Origin of the sequence: Streptomyces sp. NPDC048192, assembly GCF_043202415.1 — a bacterium.
Taxonomy (GTDB): domain Bacteria; phylum Actinomycetota; class Actinomycetes; order Streptomycetales; family Streptomycetaceae; genus Streptomyces.
In genome coordinates, this window is record NZ_JBIDAL010000001.1 from 596,453 (window position 1) to 611,139 (window position 14,687).

General features: G+C 72.6%; 14 protein-coding genes. 6 read left to right on the forward strand and 8 right to left on the reverse strand.

The genetic code is table 11. The annotated features are described in order from the left end of the window. The first annotated feature begins 8 nt into the window (after window positions 1-8). Genes ACGFZN_RS02595 through ACGFZN_RS02605 form a run of 3 tightly spaced genes read left to right on the forward strand, consistent with a single transcriptional unit; the run spans window position 9 to window position 3,205 of the window. Complete coding sequence (locus ACGFZN_RS02595) at window positions 9-962, forward strand: carbohydrate ABC transporter permease (protein ID WP_393856608.1); 954 nt, start codon at window positions 9-11, stop codon at window positions 960-962. Window positions 963-967: 5 nt separating this feature from the next. Continuing rightward, a complete protein-coding gene (locus ACGFZN_RS02600; RefSeq protein WP_393856609.1) occupies window positions 968-1,795 on the forward strand; it encodes a carbohydrate ABC transporter permease in 828 nt (275 codons plus the stop codon). A gap of 30 nt (window positions 1,796-1,825) precedes the next feature. Then, on the forward strand, window positions 1,826-3,205 hold the full coding sequence (locus ACGFZN_RS02605) for a GH1 family beta-glucosidase (RefSeq protein WP_393856610.1): 1,380 nt from the start codon (window positions 1,826-1,828) through the stop codon (window positions 3,203-3,205). A gap of 48 nt (window positions 3,206-3,253) precedes the next feature. Here ACGFZN_RS02605 and ACGFZN_RS02610 read toward each other — a convergent pair whose 3' ends face one another. Further along, window positions 3,254-3,775: a GNAT family N-acetyltransferase gene (locus tag ACGFZN_RS02610; protein WP_393856611.1), complete on the reverse strand. Its 522-nt coding sequence runs from the start codon at window positions 3,773-3,775 to the stop codon at window positions 3,254-3,256. Here ACGFZN_RS02610 and ACGFZN_RS02615 point away from each other — a divergent pair. Together ACGFZN_RS02615 and ACGFZN_RS02620 are read left to right on the forward strand one after the other, a co-directional pair. Next, window positions 3,774-4,364: a helix-turn-helix domain-containing protein gene (locus tag ACGFZN_RS02615; RefSeq protein ID WP_393856612.1), complete on the forward strand. Its 591-nt coding sequence runs from the start codon at window positions 3,774-3,776 to the stop codon at window positions 4,362-4,364. The two genes, ACGFZN_RS02610 and ACGFZN_RS02615, sit on opposite strands and share 2 nt — an antisense overlap. 103 nt (window positions 4,365-4,467) lie before the next feature. Then, window positions 4,468-5,436 (forward strand): asparaginase, encoded by a 969-nt coding sequence (locus ACGFZN_RS02620; RefSeq protein ID WP_393856677.1) that lies wholly within the window; start codon window positions 4,468-4,470, stop codon window positions 5,434-5,436. 74 nt (window positions 5,437-5,510) lie between these two features. Here the strand turns inward: ACGFZN_RS02620 and grpE are convergent, their stop codons facing one another. Next, window positions 5,511-6,038 (reverse strand): nucleotide exchange factor GrpE, encoded by a 528-nt coding sequence (grpE, locus tag ACGFZN_RS02625; RefSeq protein ID WP_393856613.1) that lies wholly within the window; start codon window positions 6,036-6,038, stop codon window positions 5,511-5,513. A 2-nt stretch (window positions 6,039-6,040) separates the two neighbouring features. Continuing rightward, window positions 6,041-7,909 carry a molecular chaperone DnaK gene (dnaK, locus tag ACGFZN_RS02630; RefSeq protein WP_393856614.1) on the reverse strand — a complete coding sequence of 623 codons (1,869 nt, stop codon included), beginning with the start codon at window positions 7,907-7,909 and terminating at the stop codon, window positions 6,041-6,043. 311 nt (window positions 7,910-8,220) lie between these two features. Between dnaK and ACGFZN_RS02635 the strand changes: the two genes are divergently transcribed. Then, complete coding sequence (locus ACGFZN_RS02635) at window positions 8,221-9,165, forward strand: hypothetical protein (RefSeq protein ID WP_393856615.1); 945 nt, start codon at window positions 8,221-8,223, stop codon at window positions 9,163-9,165. A 56-nt stretch (window positions 9,166-9,221) separates the two neighbouring features. Here ACGFZN_RS02635 and ACGFZN_RS02640 read toward each other — a convergent pair whose 3' ends face one another. The 5 genes from ACGFZN_RS02640 to ACGFZN_RS02660 form a co-directional block, all read right to left on the reverse strand. Further along, a complete protein-coding gene (locus tag ACGFZN_RS02640; protein WP_393856616.1) occupies window positions 9,222-9,977 on the reverse strand; it encodes a hypothetical protein in 756 nt (251 codons plus the stop codon). Window positions 9,978-10,048: 71 nt separating this feature from the next. Then, the gene (locus tag ACGFZN_RS02645) at window positions 10,049-10,861 is read right to left on the reverse strand and encodes an amidohydrolase family protein (RefSeq protein WP_393856617.1); all 813 of its coding nucleotides are present in this window, start codon (window positions 10,859-10,861) and stop codon (window positions 10,049-10,051) included. Between the two features lie 323 nt (window positions 10,862-11,184). Then, complete coding sequence (locus tag ACGFZN_RS02650) at window positions 11,185-12,234, reverse strand: TolB family protein (protein ID WP_393856618.1); 1,050 nt, start codon at window positions 12,232-12,234, stop codon at window positions 11,185-11,187. Next, complete coding sequence (locus ACGFZN_RS02655; protein ID WP_393856619.1) at window positions 12,231-13,703, reverse strand: MFS transporter; 1,473 nt, start codon at window positions 13,701-13,703, stop codon at window positions 12,231-12,233. The genes ACGFZN_RS02650 and ACGFZN_RS02655 overlap by 4 nt, the downstream gene beginning before the upstream one ends. A 24-nt stretch (window positions 13,704-13,727) precedes the next feature. Then, on the reverse strand, window positions 13,728-14,576 hold the full coding sequence (locus tag ACGFZN_RS02660) for a glycosyltransferase (protein ID WP_393856620.1): 849 nt from the start codon (window positions 14,574-14,576) through the stop codon (window positions 13,728-13,730). Window positions 14,577-14,687: the final 111 nt, after the last annotated feature.

The following is a 14,687-nucleotide window of genomic DNA, read 5'->3' on the forward strand; positions in this document are numbered from 1 at the left end:
AAGCGCACATGACCACGTCCACCGTCACCGTCCCGGCGGCCTCCACGGCCCCGAAGCGGGCCGGCACCCCGGATCCCCGACGGCTCCGGCTTCGCGGCCGCCTCACGCAGTGGGGGTTCGTCGCTCCCGCCGTCGTCTTCATGCTGCTGTTCTTCGGCTACCCGCTCGTCCGGAACGTCGTGATGAGCTTCCAGCACTACACGCCGAAGACCTTCTTCACCGGCGACGCCCCCTTCAACGGAGCCGGCAACTGGTCGAAGGTCTTCCAGGACGCCCTGTTCGGCAAGGCGCTGTGGCACACCCTGCTGTTCACCGCCGGCTCCCTGCTCGGGCAGTTCTGCATCGGCCTCGCGCTCGCCGTGTTCTTCAACCGCAGGTTCCCCCTCGGCGGCGTCCTGCGCTCGCTGATCCTGCTGCCCTGGCTGGTGCCCATGGTGGTGTCCGGCGTCGTCTGGCGGCGCATCCTCGACCAGGACACCGGCGTGCTGAACTCCTTCCTGGGCGCCCTGGGCCTCGGCGGGCACACCCCCTGGCTGACCAGCCCCGGCATGGCCCTGCTGTCCGCGGTCCTGGTCAACATCTGGATCGGCATCCCCTTCAACATGGTCATCCTCTACGGCGGCCTGCAGGAGATCCCCGCGGAGCTGTACGAGGCGGCCTCCCTCGACGGCGCCTCCGCCTGGCGGACCTTCCGCTCCGTCACCCTGCCCCTGCTCAGGCCGGTGATCACGGTCGTCCTGGTGCTCGGCTTCATGTCGACGGTCAAGATCCTCGACCTGATCCTCGCCCTCACCGACGGCGGCCCCGCCGACGCCACCCAGACCCTGGGCACGCTCACCTACCAGGAGTCCTTCGTGCAGCTGGACTTCGGCGCCGGCGCGGTCGTCGGCAATGTCCTCATCCTGATCTCCGCCGTGTTCGCGGTGTTCTACCTGCGGGCCAACCGCACCGAGGGGAAGTGACGTCCGTGGCCGCTCCCGCACCCACGACATCCCGGCGCCGCTGGGGCTCCACCCTCGCCGGCGTGCTCATCCTGTGCGTGATGCTGTTCCCGCTCTACTGGATGCTCAACACCGCGCTCCAGCCCGGCACCGGGCTCCTCCAGACCGACCCGGTGCCCGGCAGCCTGGACCTGTCCGGCTTCTCCAAGGCCCTCAGCGACCAGGGCGGTCATCTGCTGACCTCGCTGGTGGTCGCGCTCGGCGCGGTCGTCGTCTGCCTGGCGGTCTCCGCACCGGCGGCGTACGGGCTGGCCCGGTTCGGGCTGCGGGGCACCCGCACGATCGTGTTCGGCACACTGATCACCCAGATGGTGCCGGGCATCGTCATCGCCAACGCCCTCTACAACTCCTACGTCTCCCTGGGCCTGGTCAACTCCTACGCCGGCCTGATGCTGGCGGACGCCTCGCTGGGCATCCCCTTCTCCATCGTGCTCATGCGGTCGTTCATGGTCTCGATCCCCGGCGAGGTGATCGAGGCGGCCCAGCTCGACGGCGCCGGGCCGGTGCGGACGTTCCTGCGGGTGGTGCTGCCGATGAGCCGCAACGCCCTGATCACCTCCGGCCTGTTCGCCTTCCTCTTCGCGTGGAGCGACTTCATGTTCGCGCTCACCCTGAACACCACCGACCACGTCAAGCCGGTAACGCTGGGCATCTACCAGTACATCGGGGCGCACGTCGGTGACTGGGGCTCGGTGATGGCCGCCTCCGTGCTGTCCGCCGTGCCCGCCGCGATCCTGCTCGTCCTCGCCCAGAAGTACATCGCCGCCGGCATCACCGGCGGTTCCGTCAAGTGACCCGTTCCCGCATCGAATCGGACGCATCGCATGAGTGACTTCCCCCGCTTCCCGCCCGGCTTCGTGTTCGGCGCCGCGACCGCCGCCTACCAGATCGAGGGCGCGGCCCGCGAGGACGGCCGCGGCCCGTCCATCTGGGACACCTACAGCCACACCCCCGGCCTCGTGGCAGACGGCGACACCGGCGACGTCGCCTGCGACCACTACCACCGCTTCCGCGAGGACGTGGCGCTGCTGCGCGAGCTGGGCGTGGGATCGTACCGGTTCTCGATCGCCTGGCCGCGCGTGCTGCCCGAGGGCACCGGACCGGTCAACCCCAAGGGCCTCGACTTCTACTCCCGGCTGGTCGACGAGCTGCTCGCCGCCGGCATCGAGCCCGCCGCCACCCTGTACCACTGGGACCTGCCGCAGGCGCTCGAGGACCGGGGCGGCTGGCGGGTACGGGAGACGGCGGAGCGGTTCGCGGAGTACACGGCAGTCGTCGCCGAACACCTCGCCGACCGCGTGCCGCGCTGGATCACCCTCAACGAGCCCTGGTGCAGCGCCTTCCTGGGCTACTCGGTCGGCCGGCACGCGCCCGGCGCCCGGGAGGGCAGGGGAGCGCTGGCCGCCGCCCACCACCTCCTGGTCGGCCACGGCCTGGCCGTACAGGCCCTGCGGGAGGCCGGAGCACGCGAGGTGGGCATCACGCTCAACCTCGACCACAACCTGCCGGCCACCGACGCGCCGGCCGATCTCGCGGCCGTCGTCCGCGCGGACACCCAGCACAACCTGGTGTGGACCGAGCCGATCCTGACCGGCCGCTACCCGGCCGGCGAGGAGGAGACCTGGGGCGAACTGATCACCGGGCAGGACTTCCGGCGGGACGGCGACCTGGAACTGATCTCCCGGCCGCTGGACTTCCTCGGGATCAACTACTACCGCCCCATCGTCGTCGCCGACGCCCCGCACCGCGAGGCCGACCCCGCGCGGCGCGTGGCCACGGACAACCGCTACGCGGAGGTACGGCTGCCGGGCGTACGGCACACCGCCATGGACTGGCCGGTCGCCCCCGCCACCTTCACCGATCTGCTGGTACGGCTGAAGGACCGCTACGGCGACGCCCTGCCGCCCGTGCACATCACCGAGAACGGCTCCGCGGAGCACGACGAGGTGAGCCCCGACGGATCGGTCCACGACGCCGACCGGGTGGCCTACCTGCGCGACCATCTCGCCGCGCTGCGTGCCGCGCTGGACGCCGGCGTGGACGTCCGCGGCTACTACGTCTGGTCCCTGCTGGACAACTTCGAGTGGGCGTACGGCTACGGCAAGCGGTTCGGGATCGTCCGCGTCGACTACGGCACCCAGCGGCGCACGCCGAAGGACAGCTACCACTGGTACAAGGCGATGATCGCCGCCCAGCGGCGCTGACGCCGTCCGGCCCGAAAGGACAGCGGCGCGGCCGGGTCCGGGTGCCCGTCAGGTGAGGGGCAGCCGCATGAGGGTCAGGTCGAGCCACCGGCCGAACTTGGTGCCGACCTCCGGCACGGTGCCGACGCGCTCGAAGCCGAACCGCTCGTGCAGCCGGACCGACGCGCCGTTGCCCGCCTCGATACCGGCGATCATGACATGGTGCCCGGCGTCCCGTGCCGAGGCGATGAGGGCCGTCAGCAGTGCGGAGCCGATGCCGAGGCCGTGCCGGCCCTCGCGGACGTAGACCGAGTCCTCCACGGTGTGGCGGTAGCCGGGCAGGTCCCGCCAGGGGCCGTAGACGGCGAACCCGGCCACCTCGCCTCCCGTCTCGGCCACGAACGCCGAGCCCCGCCCGAGGTGGGCGGCGAGCCAGGCGGAGCCCTCCGCGGGGGACTGCGGCGTCTCGGTCCACAGGGCCAGGGAGTGCTCGATCGCGTGGTTGCGGATCGCGCGGACCGCCTCCGCGTCACCGGAGCGGGCCGGGCGCACGGTGACGGTCACGCCGCTCCTCTCGTATATTGGATTCATGTCCAACATAGTAGATCCGCTGGTGGTGCGGATCGCCGCCCGCGTCCGCACCGAGCGGGAGCGGCGCCGGTGGACCCTGGCCCAGCTCGCGGACGTCTCCGGTGTGTCGCAGGCGATGATCAGCCGCGTCGAACGCGGCGAGAGCAGCCCCACCGCGGTCGTCCTGGGCAAACTGTCGGCGGCGTTCCAGCTGAGCATCGCCTCCCTGCTCGCCCTCGCCGAAGAGGCCCCGGACGACGCGCGGGGCGCGGCGGGCGTACGCCGCGGGACGGACGCGGCCGAGTGGCGCGACCCCGGCACCGGCTTCCGGCGCCGCCAGATCACCGGACCCCACTTCCCCGCCGAGGTCGCCGAGATCCGCCTGCCCGCCGGCGCCCGAGTGCCGTACCCGGCCGCCGCGTTCGCCTTCGTCCGCCAGGTCGTCTGGGTCCTGGACGGGCACCTGACCTTCCACGACGGCGACACCGTCCACGAACTCGACGCCGGCGACACCCTCGAACTCGGGGAGCCCGCCGAGCGCGTCTTCGCCAACACCACCGGCGCCGAGTGCCGTTACGCCGTCATCCTCACCCGCGGCGCACAGCCGTGAGCCCCTTGGCTTCCTCTTCTCCCCCTCTCGCCTTGTAGGTTGAGGGCGTCCGGCGGAACCCCGCCGGGCGCGGAGCGGGGTGAGGGGGCGGGCGTTGGCCGTCGTGATGCTGGCACTCGGGGGGACCATATCGGTGCCCGGCGGCGCGCGGGGAGCGCGGCTGAGCGGCACCGAGATCGCCGCGGCCGTACCCGGACTGGCCGAGCTGGGCGTCACCCTGGACGTGCGGGACGTGCACGCCGTACCGAGCGGAAGCCTCACCTTCGGGCAGATCCTCGACGTCGTCGAGCTCGCGTCGCGGGCCGTGACGGAGGGCGCGGAGGGCGTCGTCGTCACACAGGGCACCGACACCCTGGAGGAGACCGCCTTCCTGGCCGACCTGGTGTGGCCGCACGAGGCGCCGTTCGTGCTGACCGGCGCCCTGCGGCAGCCGGCCATGGCGGGCGCGGACGGGCCGGCCAACGTGCTCGCCGCCGTACGCGTCGCGGCGGCGCCCCAGGCGCGCGGCGCGGGGGCGCTGGTCGTCCTCAACGACGAGGTGCACGCGGCGCGATGGGTGCGCAAGACGCACAGCACGAACCCCGCGGCCTTCGGCTCACCGAGCGCCGGCCCGCTCGGGCACGTCGTGGAGGGCCGGGTACGGATGCTGCTGGCGGCGCCGCAGCACGAGCCGCTGAAGGCCGGAGTGGACCGGGAACGCCTCGAGGCCACCCGTGTCGCGCTGCACGTGGTCACCCTGGACGACGACGGCGCGCAGCTGCAGGGACTGGAGACCACGCACCGGGGCCTGGTCGTCGCCGGTTTCGGCGCCGGGCATGTGCCGGGTGCGCTCGCGCCCCGGCTCGGCGCCCTGGCCGAGCGCATGCCGGTCGTGCTGACGTCGCGCACCGGGAGCGGTTCGGTGCTGCGGCACACCTACCGCGCGCCGGGCTCGGAGACGGACCTGCGGCGCCGCGGGCTGATCGACGGCGGCTTCCTCGACCCGTTCAAGGCCCGGGTCCTGCTCCGGCTCCTGCTGGCGTCCGGCGCCGGGGGCGACGCCGTGGCCGAAGCGTTCGCCGTACGCGGCTGAGCCGGGCCGGCTGATCCGGTGCGCCGGGATGCCGCGGGCGGCGCGCGGGACCGGGGCCCGGTGCCGTGCTCTGCTCAGCGCCGCAGCTCGCGGACCGGACCGGGCGGGGTTTCCGCCCGCTCCGGTCCGAGCGGATTTCTCGTGGGCGGCGGCGGACCGGTGACCTCCACATGGGCCGGCCGCAGCAGCTGGAGGCCGAGCCGGTAGCCGGGGCGCAGGATCTTGGTGCAGATCAGCTCGTCGGCGCCGGGGCGGACGTGGTGGGTGACCGCGTCGTGGCGCGCCGGGTCGAACGGATCGCCCACCTCACCGAACGCCTCGACTCCCAGGGACCCCAACTGTGTGGCCAGGGTGTCGGTGATGTCCTTCAGACCCGGTGTCATGGGCTCGTGGGCGCAGGTGCGGTCCACGGCGTCCAGGACGGGCAGCAGGGCGCGCAGGACATTGGCCACGGCGATCTCGCGCACGGCCATCCGGTCCCGGCGCACCCGCTTGCGGTAGTTGTCGTACTCGGCCTTCACCCGCTGCAGGTCGGCAGTGCGTTCCTGAAGCAGACGCTGCAGCTGGGCGGGGTCCGGATTCTGCAGCCGGCCCTTGTCCATCGTCAGCCCGCCTCCGGCCTGTCCTTCTTGTCGTCGTCGACGATCTCGGCGTCCACCACGTCCTCGTCCGGGGAGGAGGCGGCCGATTCGGCGGACGCGCCCGCGCCTGCCTGACCCTCCGCGCCGGACCGCTGGTACATCGCCGTGCCGATCTTCTGCGCCGCCTCGGCCGCACGCTCCATCGACTGCCGGATCGCGGTCGTGTCCTCCCCTTTCAGCTTCTCCTTCAGGTCGGCCAGCGCGGTCTCGGTCTCGTTCTTCGCGTCCGCCGGGATCTTGTCGGGGTTGTCCCTGATGAGTTTCTCCGTGGAGTAGACGAGCTGTTCGGCCTGGTTGCGGGTCTCGGCGGCCTCCCGGCGCCGGCGGTCCTCCTCGGCGTGCTGCTCGGCCTCGCGGACCATGCGGTCGATGTCGTCCCGGGGCAGCGCGGAGCCGCCGGTGACGGTCATCTTCTGCTCCTTGCCGGTACCCAGGTCCTTGGCGGAGACGTGCATGATGCCGTTGGCGTCGATGTCGAAGGCGACCTCGACCTGCGGCACTCCGCGCGGGGCGGGCGCGATGCCGGTCAGCTCGAACATGCCGAGCTTCTTGTTGTACGCGGCGATCTCCCGTTCGCCCTGGTAGACCTGGATGGTCACCGAGGGCTGGTTGTCCTCGGCGGTGGTGAAGATCTCCGAACGGCGGGTCGGGATCGTGGTGTTGCGCTCGATCAGCTTGGTCATGATGCCGCCCTTGGTCTCGATGCCGAGGGACAGCGGGGTGACGTCGAGCAGCAGGACGTCCTTGACCTCGCCCTTGAGGACACCGGCCTGAAGCGAGGCGCCCATGGCCACGACCTCGTCGGGGTTGACGCCCTTGTGCGGGTCCTTGCCGGTCAGCTCCCGCACCAGGTCGGTGACGGCGGGCATGCGGGTGGAGCCGCCGACGAGGATGACGTGGTTGATGTCGGAGACCTTGATCCCGGCATCCTTGATCGCGTTGTGGAACGGCGCCTTGCAGCGGTCCAGCAGGTCCGCCGTCAGCTGCTGGAACTGGGCGCGCGTCAGCTTCTCGTCCAGGTGCAGCGGGCCCTCGGCGGACGCCGTGATGTAGGGCAGGTTGATGTTCGTCTCCGTCGAGCTGGACAGCTCGACCTTGGCCCGTTCCGCCGCTTCCCGCAGCCGCTGCACGGCCATCTTGTCCTGGGCGAGATCGATGCCGTAGTTGTTCTTGAAGGTCTTGACCAGGTGGTCGACGATCCGCTGGTCCCAGTCGTCGCCCCCGAGATGGGTGTCGCCGTTGGTGGCCTTGACCTCGATGACGCCCTCGCCGATCTCCAGCAGGGACACGTCGAAGGTGCCGCCGCCCAGGTCGAAGACGAGGACGGTCTGGTCGTTCTCCTTGTCCAGACCGTACGCCAGCGCCGCCGCGGTCGGCTCGTTGATGATCCGCAGCACGTTCAGACCGGCGATCTCACCGGCCTCCTTGGTGGCCTGCCGCTGGGCGTCGTCGAAGTAGGCGGGCACCGTGATGACGGCGTCGGTGACGTCCTCGCCCAGGTGGGCCTCCGCGTCCCGCTTGAGCTTCTGCAGCACGCGGGCGGAGATCTCCTGCGCGGTGTACCGCTTGCCGTCGACGTCACCGTGCTCCGGGAACCGCCAGGTGTGGTCGCCCATGTGCCGCTTGACCGAGCGCGCGGTGCGCTCCACGTTGGTCACGGCCTGCCGCTTGGCGACCTCGCCGACCAGCACCTCGCCGTTCTTGGCGAACGCCACCACCGAAGGCGTCGTCCGGGCGCCTTCCGCGTTGGTGACCACGGTGGGCTCGCCGCCCTCGAGGACCGAGACCACGGAGTTCGTCGTTCCCAGGTCTATACCGACTGGACGCGCCATCGGGACTCACCCTCCTCGTCTGTGCCCTGTCCGCCGGGGCTCGCCGGAACGGCACGCCCGGGCGGCGGCCGGGTACCCCCTCGGCGGTGGGCACCTCCATTTTCGGCCACCCGGCCGACCACCGCGAGCTGCCCTTTTCGGTCCGGACTGTCTCACTGAACGAGATAAAACTTGAGTGCGCCCTCGTCAAGTCTTGTCGGGCCGGACGAGGCCGGCCGATGCGGGCGGACTCGAGCGCGCACTCCCCATCGTGTCCGTTCCATGTCAAGCTGGAGCGGGTCGCGGTGCCACGGATACCGGGGGGAGCGGATGTGAGCGCGGGACGCCGGCGTCTGGCCCTGCTGCTGGCGACGTTGGGGACCTTCGCCGCCGCGCTGGCCGGGCTCTACGCCCTGACGGGCCTCTGGCTGACACACGACGCGGCCGACCGCTGGGCCGTCGCCATCGCCTTCGCCGTGGCCGCTTCCGGCGCCGCGGACAAGGCACTCACCCCGTGGGCCGCCCAGGCCCCGCACGACGCCTCCGAGGATCAGGGCAACGGCCGGCCGGCCGCGTCGACGGCGCCTCCCGGCACCGATCCGCCAGGCCGCCGCGACACCGGCCCGGACGGCGCCCAGCCGGATCCCTCCAGGCCCTCACCCGATCCCGCGGGCCCTCCGCCGCAGGCGCCCGGCGGACGCCGGTGGCCGACCCGGGACCGCGTGACGACCGCCGTGGTGTCGGCGGCCGTCACGGCCGCGATGTGCGCCGTGGTCTACGGGGCACTGGCACCCGGGACCGGCCACGCCCGCGCGGCAGCCACCACGACCGCCCCCGGCACCCGCCCGTCCGGCACCACCGGGACGACGACCGCGGGTGCGCACGACTACACCCTGGTCTACCGGCACCGGACGCTGGCCCTGAAGAACTACACGTTCTACTTCGACCTGCGCGCGGGCGCGGTCAGCGCATCGGAGACCGCCTGGAGCGTCAGCACGGACGCCGGGGGCGACGGCAACGGCGCCTTCGAACTCCAGCCGCTGACCGACGTGTTCGTCGCACCGGGCAGGACCGTCCCCACCGTCGCCCGGTGCGCCGCCGGGGCCACCGACCGCCCCGCCCACGGCCGGCTGCACTTCCGCCAGGTCCCCCCGGGCACCACCTTCTGCCTGCGCGACACGACGACCGGCGACATCGCGGTGCTCACCGTCATCGACGTCGACCACGGCGACTACGCCACCACGGACGACATCACCTACTACCGCCGTCACAGGTGACACATCGGCCGGCCCCTCGTGTGCGGGGAAGCGGTGTGCGCCGCGCGCGACCGCGGTCACGTGCCTCCTCGGCGGAACCACCCGCGACGCGGCGCCTGCGGGGCGGCCGGGGGCGGGTACGGCGGGGGAGTGGGGCCGGGCGGCGTGGGCGGGACCGGGCCGCCGTACGGGGGCGGCGGGGCGGGAAAGGCGGGGGGCGGTGTGGGGCCCGGGAACGCCGGGAGGACCTTGAACTGCTCGTGGAGGGTGATCGTCGGTGTGATGCGGCTCAGCGCGGCGCGCACCAGGGTCAAGGGGTGGTCCGGGAACCGGCTGTCCCACTGCTCCAGATCGGCCACGTGGTACGGCAGCCCGCCGAGCTGCGCTCCGCCGGCGTACGGGTGCGGCCGGAAGTAGTCGGCCGGCCCCACCTGGTCCAGTACCACGGCCTCCCGCAGACCGGTCGTCGCGCCCTCCGCGGCCTGCACCTTCACGACGGCGCTGCACCGGTCCTTGGGCAGCGTCCAGCTCCCGATGAAGGCCTGCCCCCGCCTGCTCTGCAACGGCATCTTGATCAGCTGACGCAGCGCCGGGACCCCGTCCACGGTCCCGGTCAGCGCCTCGATGAGACCGCCGCCGGACGCCGCCACGCCCTGTGCACACCCGAACCGGAGCCGCTCCGGCTCGTGCAGCGGGGCCGGCAGGTCCGGGACGAGCGGAAAGAAGTGGACCGACAGGACGAGTCCGGTCGCGTCGGTCCACACACCGGGCTCGCGCTCGGTGAATCCGGTGAGGTCCAGGCCGGTGATCGGGGTCTGGGCGATCGAAGTCATGCCGATCATCATGCAGCAACGATCCGGCGCGGGGAGGGCGTCCGGCGATCGCGGGAGATCGCCGAGCGGGCTCAGAGGCTGAAGATCCGGCGGGCGTTCCCGGAGAGGAACAGGCCGGTGGTTTCCTCGTCCAGGCCGAGACCGGCGAGGTGCTCCAGCGCACGCGCCGGGGTGATCATGGGGTAGTTGGTGCCGAACAGCACCTTCCGGCGGCCCCGGCCGCGCAGATAGTCCACCAGTTCCGGCGGGTAGCGGCGGGCGGTGTAGGCGCTGGTGTCGATGTAGACGTTGGGGTGTTTGTCGGCCACGGCGATCATCTCGGTCGTCCACGGATAGCCGATGTGCCCGCAGACGATGGTCAGTTCCGGGAAGTCGAGCGCGACCTGGTCGATGTACGGGATGGGCCGGCCGGTTTCCGAGGGGCGCAGCGGGCCGGTGTGGCCGACCTGGGTGCAGAAGGGGACGCCTAGGTCGACGCAGGCGGCGTACAGCGGGTAGTACAGCCGGTCGGTGGGCGGCAGTTGCCATAGCCAGGGGATGATCCGCAGGGCCACGAAGCCGAGGTCCTCGACGGCGCGGCGCAGCTCTCGCACGGCCAGGACCGGGCGGGTGAGGTCCGCGCCGGCGACCCCGCGCAGCCGGCCCCCGGACTGGGCGACGAACCCGGCCACCTCGTCGTTGCTGATCAGCGGGCCCTCAGGGCCGTACCAGGCCGCCGCAAGCCCGATCTCCACGTCCGCCGCAGCCATGGCCGCCACGGTGGCTTCGACCGGCAGGGGCTCCTCCAGCGGCCCCTGCCCCGTCCACCGGCGCAGCGACTCGAACATCTCGTGGCGGGAGTGACGGAGCGTGGGGTGCTGCATCCACACGTCGATGACCGACAAGGGCTCCTCGCCTCTCTTCCGGCACCGCGGCGTGCGCACGGGCGCGTAAGCGATCGCTCACCGCACCCTAGTGGCTGTGCGCGGTCGTCGGCCACCGTTCCGGAGGGCCGGCGGCCGTCGCTCCGTGGCCGCCCCCGCCCGTGTATGCAAGTTGGCCCCCGCTGGTCCACGGACCCGGGACTGGCGGACCGGCGCCGGAGAGGCGCTCTCGCGGGGTAAACGGAACCTACGCCTCCACCGGTCGCGGCGGAAGCCCCCCGGATTGTGGCCCAGGTCATAGCCCACCGACCGTCGTGGACCCGGCGCTCTGCGTGGCCCACCTCCTACAGCGGCGCCGGGGAGGATCCGTCCGCGATCAGCAGCCGCGGGGTTCCCGTGCCGTCCGCCGGCACGCTCCACAGGTCGCTGCCGCCGATCTTGCCGTTGCTGGGCAGGGCGTAGGCGAGGGTGCGGTTGTCGAGCCAGGTGGCCTGGTCGTCGACGCTGTGGCGCTCGGCCAGCGCCGTCTCGCGCAGGGTGCGCAGATCGAGGACGTACTCGTGCCAGAGAGCGGTACGGGACAGCACCCGCTTCTTGAAGGCGACACGGGTGCCGTCCGGGGAGAGCGAGGGGCATTCCGCGTTCTGGACCAGCGTGGTGACCGTGCGCCGGGAGAGGGAACCGCGGACCAGATAGGTGCGGTTGGCGGTGTTGAGGGTGGCGTAGAAGGTGTCGTCGTCGGAGGCGAAGGTGACGCCCCAGAAGTTGACGTCCGAGGCGTGGTACGGCTTGCCGTCCTTGACGATGGAGTACGTCTCCAGACTGGGAGTCAGCCGCATGGTGCGGGTGTCCAGGACGGAGGTCCGCGTGGAGAAGAAGGCGGACGAGTAGGACTCGCCGGAGACGAAGACGGTCCAGGCGGCGAAGCGGCCGCTGGGCGAGACCCGGGCCCGGCTGGGGGCACCCGCCAGCGGGAAGCTGCGCCGGGTCCGCAGATCGGCGTCGACGAGCAGGGCGCGGTTGCTCTGCCTGAGGACACCGGGGCTGGACTGGAGGCAGATGCCCGTGCCTGCCGCCGCGTAGAACCGCACGCACTTCAGGTGCGAGGCGGTCCGGCCGCTCCCGGGCTCGGCGGACGGAACGGAGGCCACCGCGCCCCGGAGGGGCCCGGACGCCGTGTTGACGAAGGCCAGCCGACCCTTTTGACGGAGCGTCAACTTCCCGGAAATGGCGGCGGGATCGCCCGGCCGCCGCTGGTCCGCCCGGTCCGCGCGGGCGGCGGCGTGCAGCACCACGGCGGTGCCCAGTCCCGTGAGGAGCAGGACCGCCGTAACGAGTACGAGCAGGCGGCGGCGCAGCGATGTCATCCCTGTCCTCGGGGCTGTGGTGGTCATGAGATCCTGCCGCTCGGCCGCAGCACCGTGCCCGCCACCGCGGCGCAGCACAGCAGGCCGATCGCCGAGCCGGCCAGTGCCGGGCCGTCGCCCCACACCGTCCACGCGGCGCCGAAGGCCAGCGAGCAGCAGAACCGCGCCAGCGCCTGACTGGTGCCGACGACCGCGAGGCCGGTGGCGCGCAGCTGCGCGGGCACGAGGCCGGCGACGGCGGCCGGAAGAACGCCGTCGGTGGCCGCGTAGAAGATGCCGTGCAGCGCGAGGACGGCCGGCGCGAGCACGGGCGTGGCCGGCGCCCACAGCAGCAGGCCGTAGGCTGTGAGCAGCCCCGCGTGCCCGGCGAGGAACACGGTGCGCCGCCCGATCCGGTCCGCCAGCGCGCCCAGCGGCACCGCCAGCAGCAGGAACACCACCGCCGTGCCCAGCGGCAGCAGCGTGAACCACTGCTCGCCGACCCCCGCCCGCCGTTGGAGGAGCAGGTAGACGAAGGCGTCGCTGACGGTGGTCAGGCCGAGCAGTGCCGCACAGCCGGCGAGCGCCCGCAGCCGGGGCAGCCGCAGCAGCCCCACAGCCTCGCGCAGGCGGACGGGCGGCTTTGCGCCCCCGCCCGCCGGGGTTTCGGACTGCACGCCGACGGGATCGCCCCCACCGGCCTCGCCCATCGTGACGTCGCCCGCCACCCGGGCGCCGGCGGCAACTGCGCCCGCATGGCCGGCGGTCGTACCGGCCGCAGCGGCAGCCATGCCTGCCGGATCGGCAGCCGTACCCGAAGCACCGGCAGCCGTACCCGCCGGACCGGGCCACCTGCCGGCAGCCACCCCCGCCCCCACGCCGTCGCGTCTCCCCGGTACGAACAGCACGAGGATCAGCACGCCGAGCGCGGCGACGCACGCGCTCACGCCGAACACGGCGTCGTAACCGTCGGCCGCCGCGCGGAGGATGAGGAAGGCGGCCAGCGGGCCGAGCATCGCGCCGGTGGTGTCCATCGCCCGGTGCACGCCGAAGGCCCGGCCCTGGACGTCCGCCGGGGTGGACAGGGAGATCATCGCGTCGCGCGGAGCGGTGCGCAGGCCCTTGCCGGTCCGCTCCAGGGCGAGGACCGCGCCGAGGGTGCCGAGGCTGCCGGCGATGAGCAGCAGCGGCTTGCACACCGCGGACAGGCCGTAGCCCAGCCCGGCCAGCAGCTTGTGGCCCCGCACCCGGTCGGCGAGATGGCCGCCGGTGAGCTGGACCAGCGCGCTGACGCCGTTGTAGACGCCGTCGAGGGTGCCGAAGCCGAGCGGGCTGAAACCGAGGGTCGTGACGAGATAGAGCGGCAGGACGGCGGTGACCATCTCCGAGGAGACGTCGGTGATCAGGCTGACCGTGCCCAGCACGAGCACGACCGGGGCGATCTTCGGCCCCGGGCCGCGTCTTCGGCCCGCGGCGGTGCCCGGCTTCGGCGGCGCGGAACGGTCGGTGAGGTACAAGACGGGGCTCCAGGTGCGGTGCGGTCAGTTCTGCCGGCTGCTCTCGTCCCGGAGCCAGGTGCCGAAGTCCTTGGCGCGGACGGCCTTTCGGGCCCGGCGCCGGCCGGTGACCGCGGCGGCGAGGAAGACCACGACGGCGGGGAGCAGCTTCGGCTCCCGGCGGAGCATGGCCGCGAGATCCGCCGTGCTGGTGCGGGCCGAAGCCCCTCCCGGCTCCTGATGCTGCTCGACCTGGGTGGTGGACACCGCCGCCCGGATCCGGCGTCTGATCAGGTCCGGCCACGTGCGTGGCGGCTGGATCACGGCCCGGGCCGCGCCGACGACGAGCCGCTCCGGCGGGGCGAACGCCAGGGACGCGGCCAGGTCGTCCGCCATCAGCGGCGGCAGCGCGGCGATCCGCGCGTGCCCGGCCTTGGACACCGCGATGACGCCCCGGCCGAAGAGCCCCTCGCGCACGGCGGGCAGCCGCTGCCACACCCGGTAGTAGGCCCGCACCCGCCAGGCGCAGCCGGCCAGCGGAATGTGCCGTTCGGGAGCGGTGGCGAGGATGCTCGAGGCGGCATCGTGCAGCGGCTCGGTCAGCGCCCGCACGTCGTCGCCCGTGATCACGACGTCGGCGTCCACGTAGAGGCGGGGGAAACCGTGTGCGTGGTCGTCGCCCGCCCGCAGGGCGGCGTGCTTGGAGGGGACGGGGATCTCGATCACCCGGACGCGCGGGCCGCGAGCCGCCGCGATGCGCGCGGTGTCGTCCGTGCAGCCGTTGCACACGACCACGATGTCGGTCTCGTCCCCGCCGGGGCCGTCCACCAGCGAATCGAGGAGCCGGCCGATGACGCGCGCCTCGTTGTGGGCGGGGATCACGATGCTCGTCACCCGGGCAGTATGGCCGCGAAGTCGTCATTGCGCTGCGTGTTTCGTCCAACTGTTCCCGTGACTGCCTCCAGTGGTCTAGATTGAGGCCCGCCGGACCGGTTTGGGCATGGC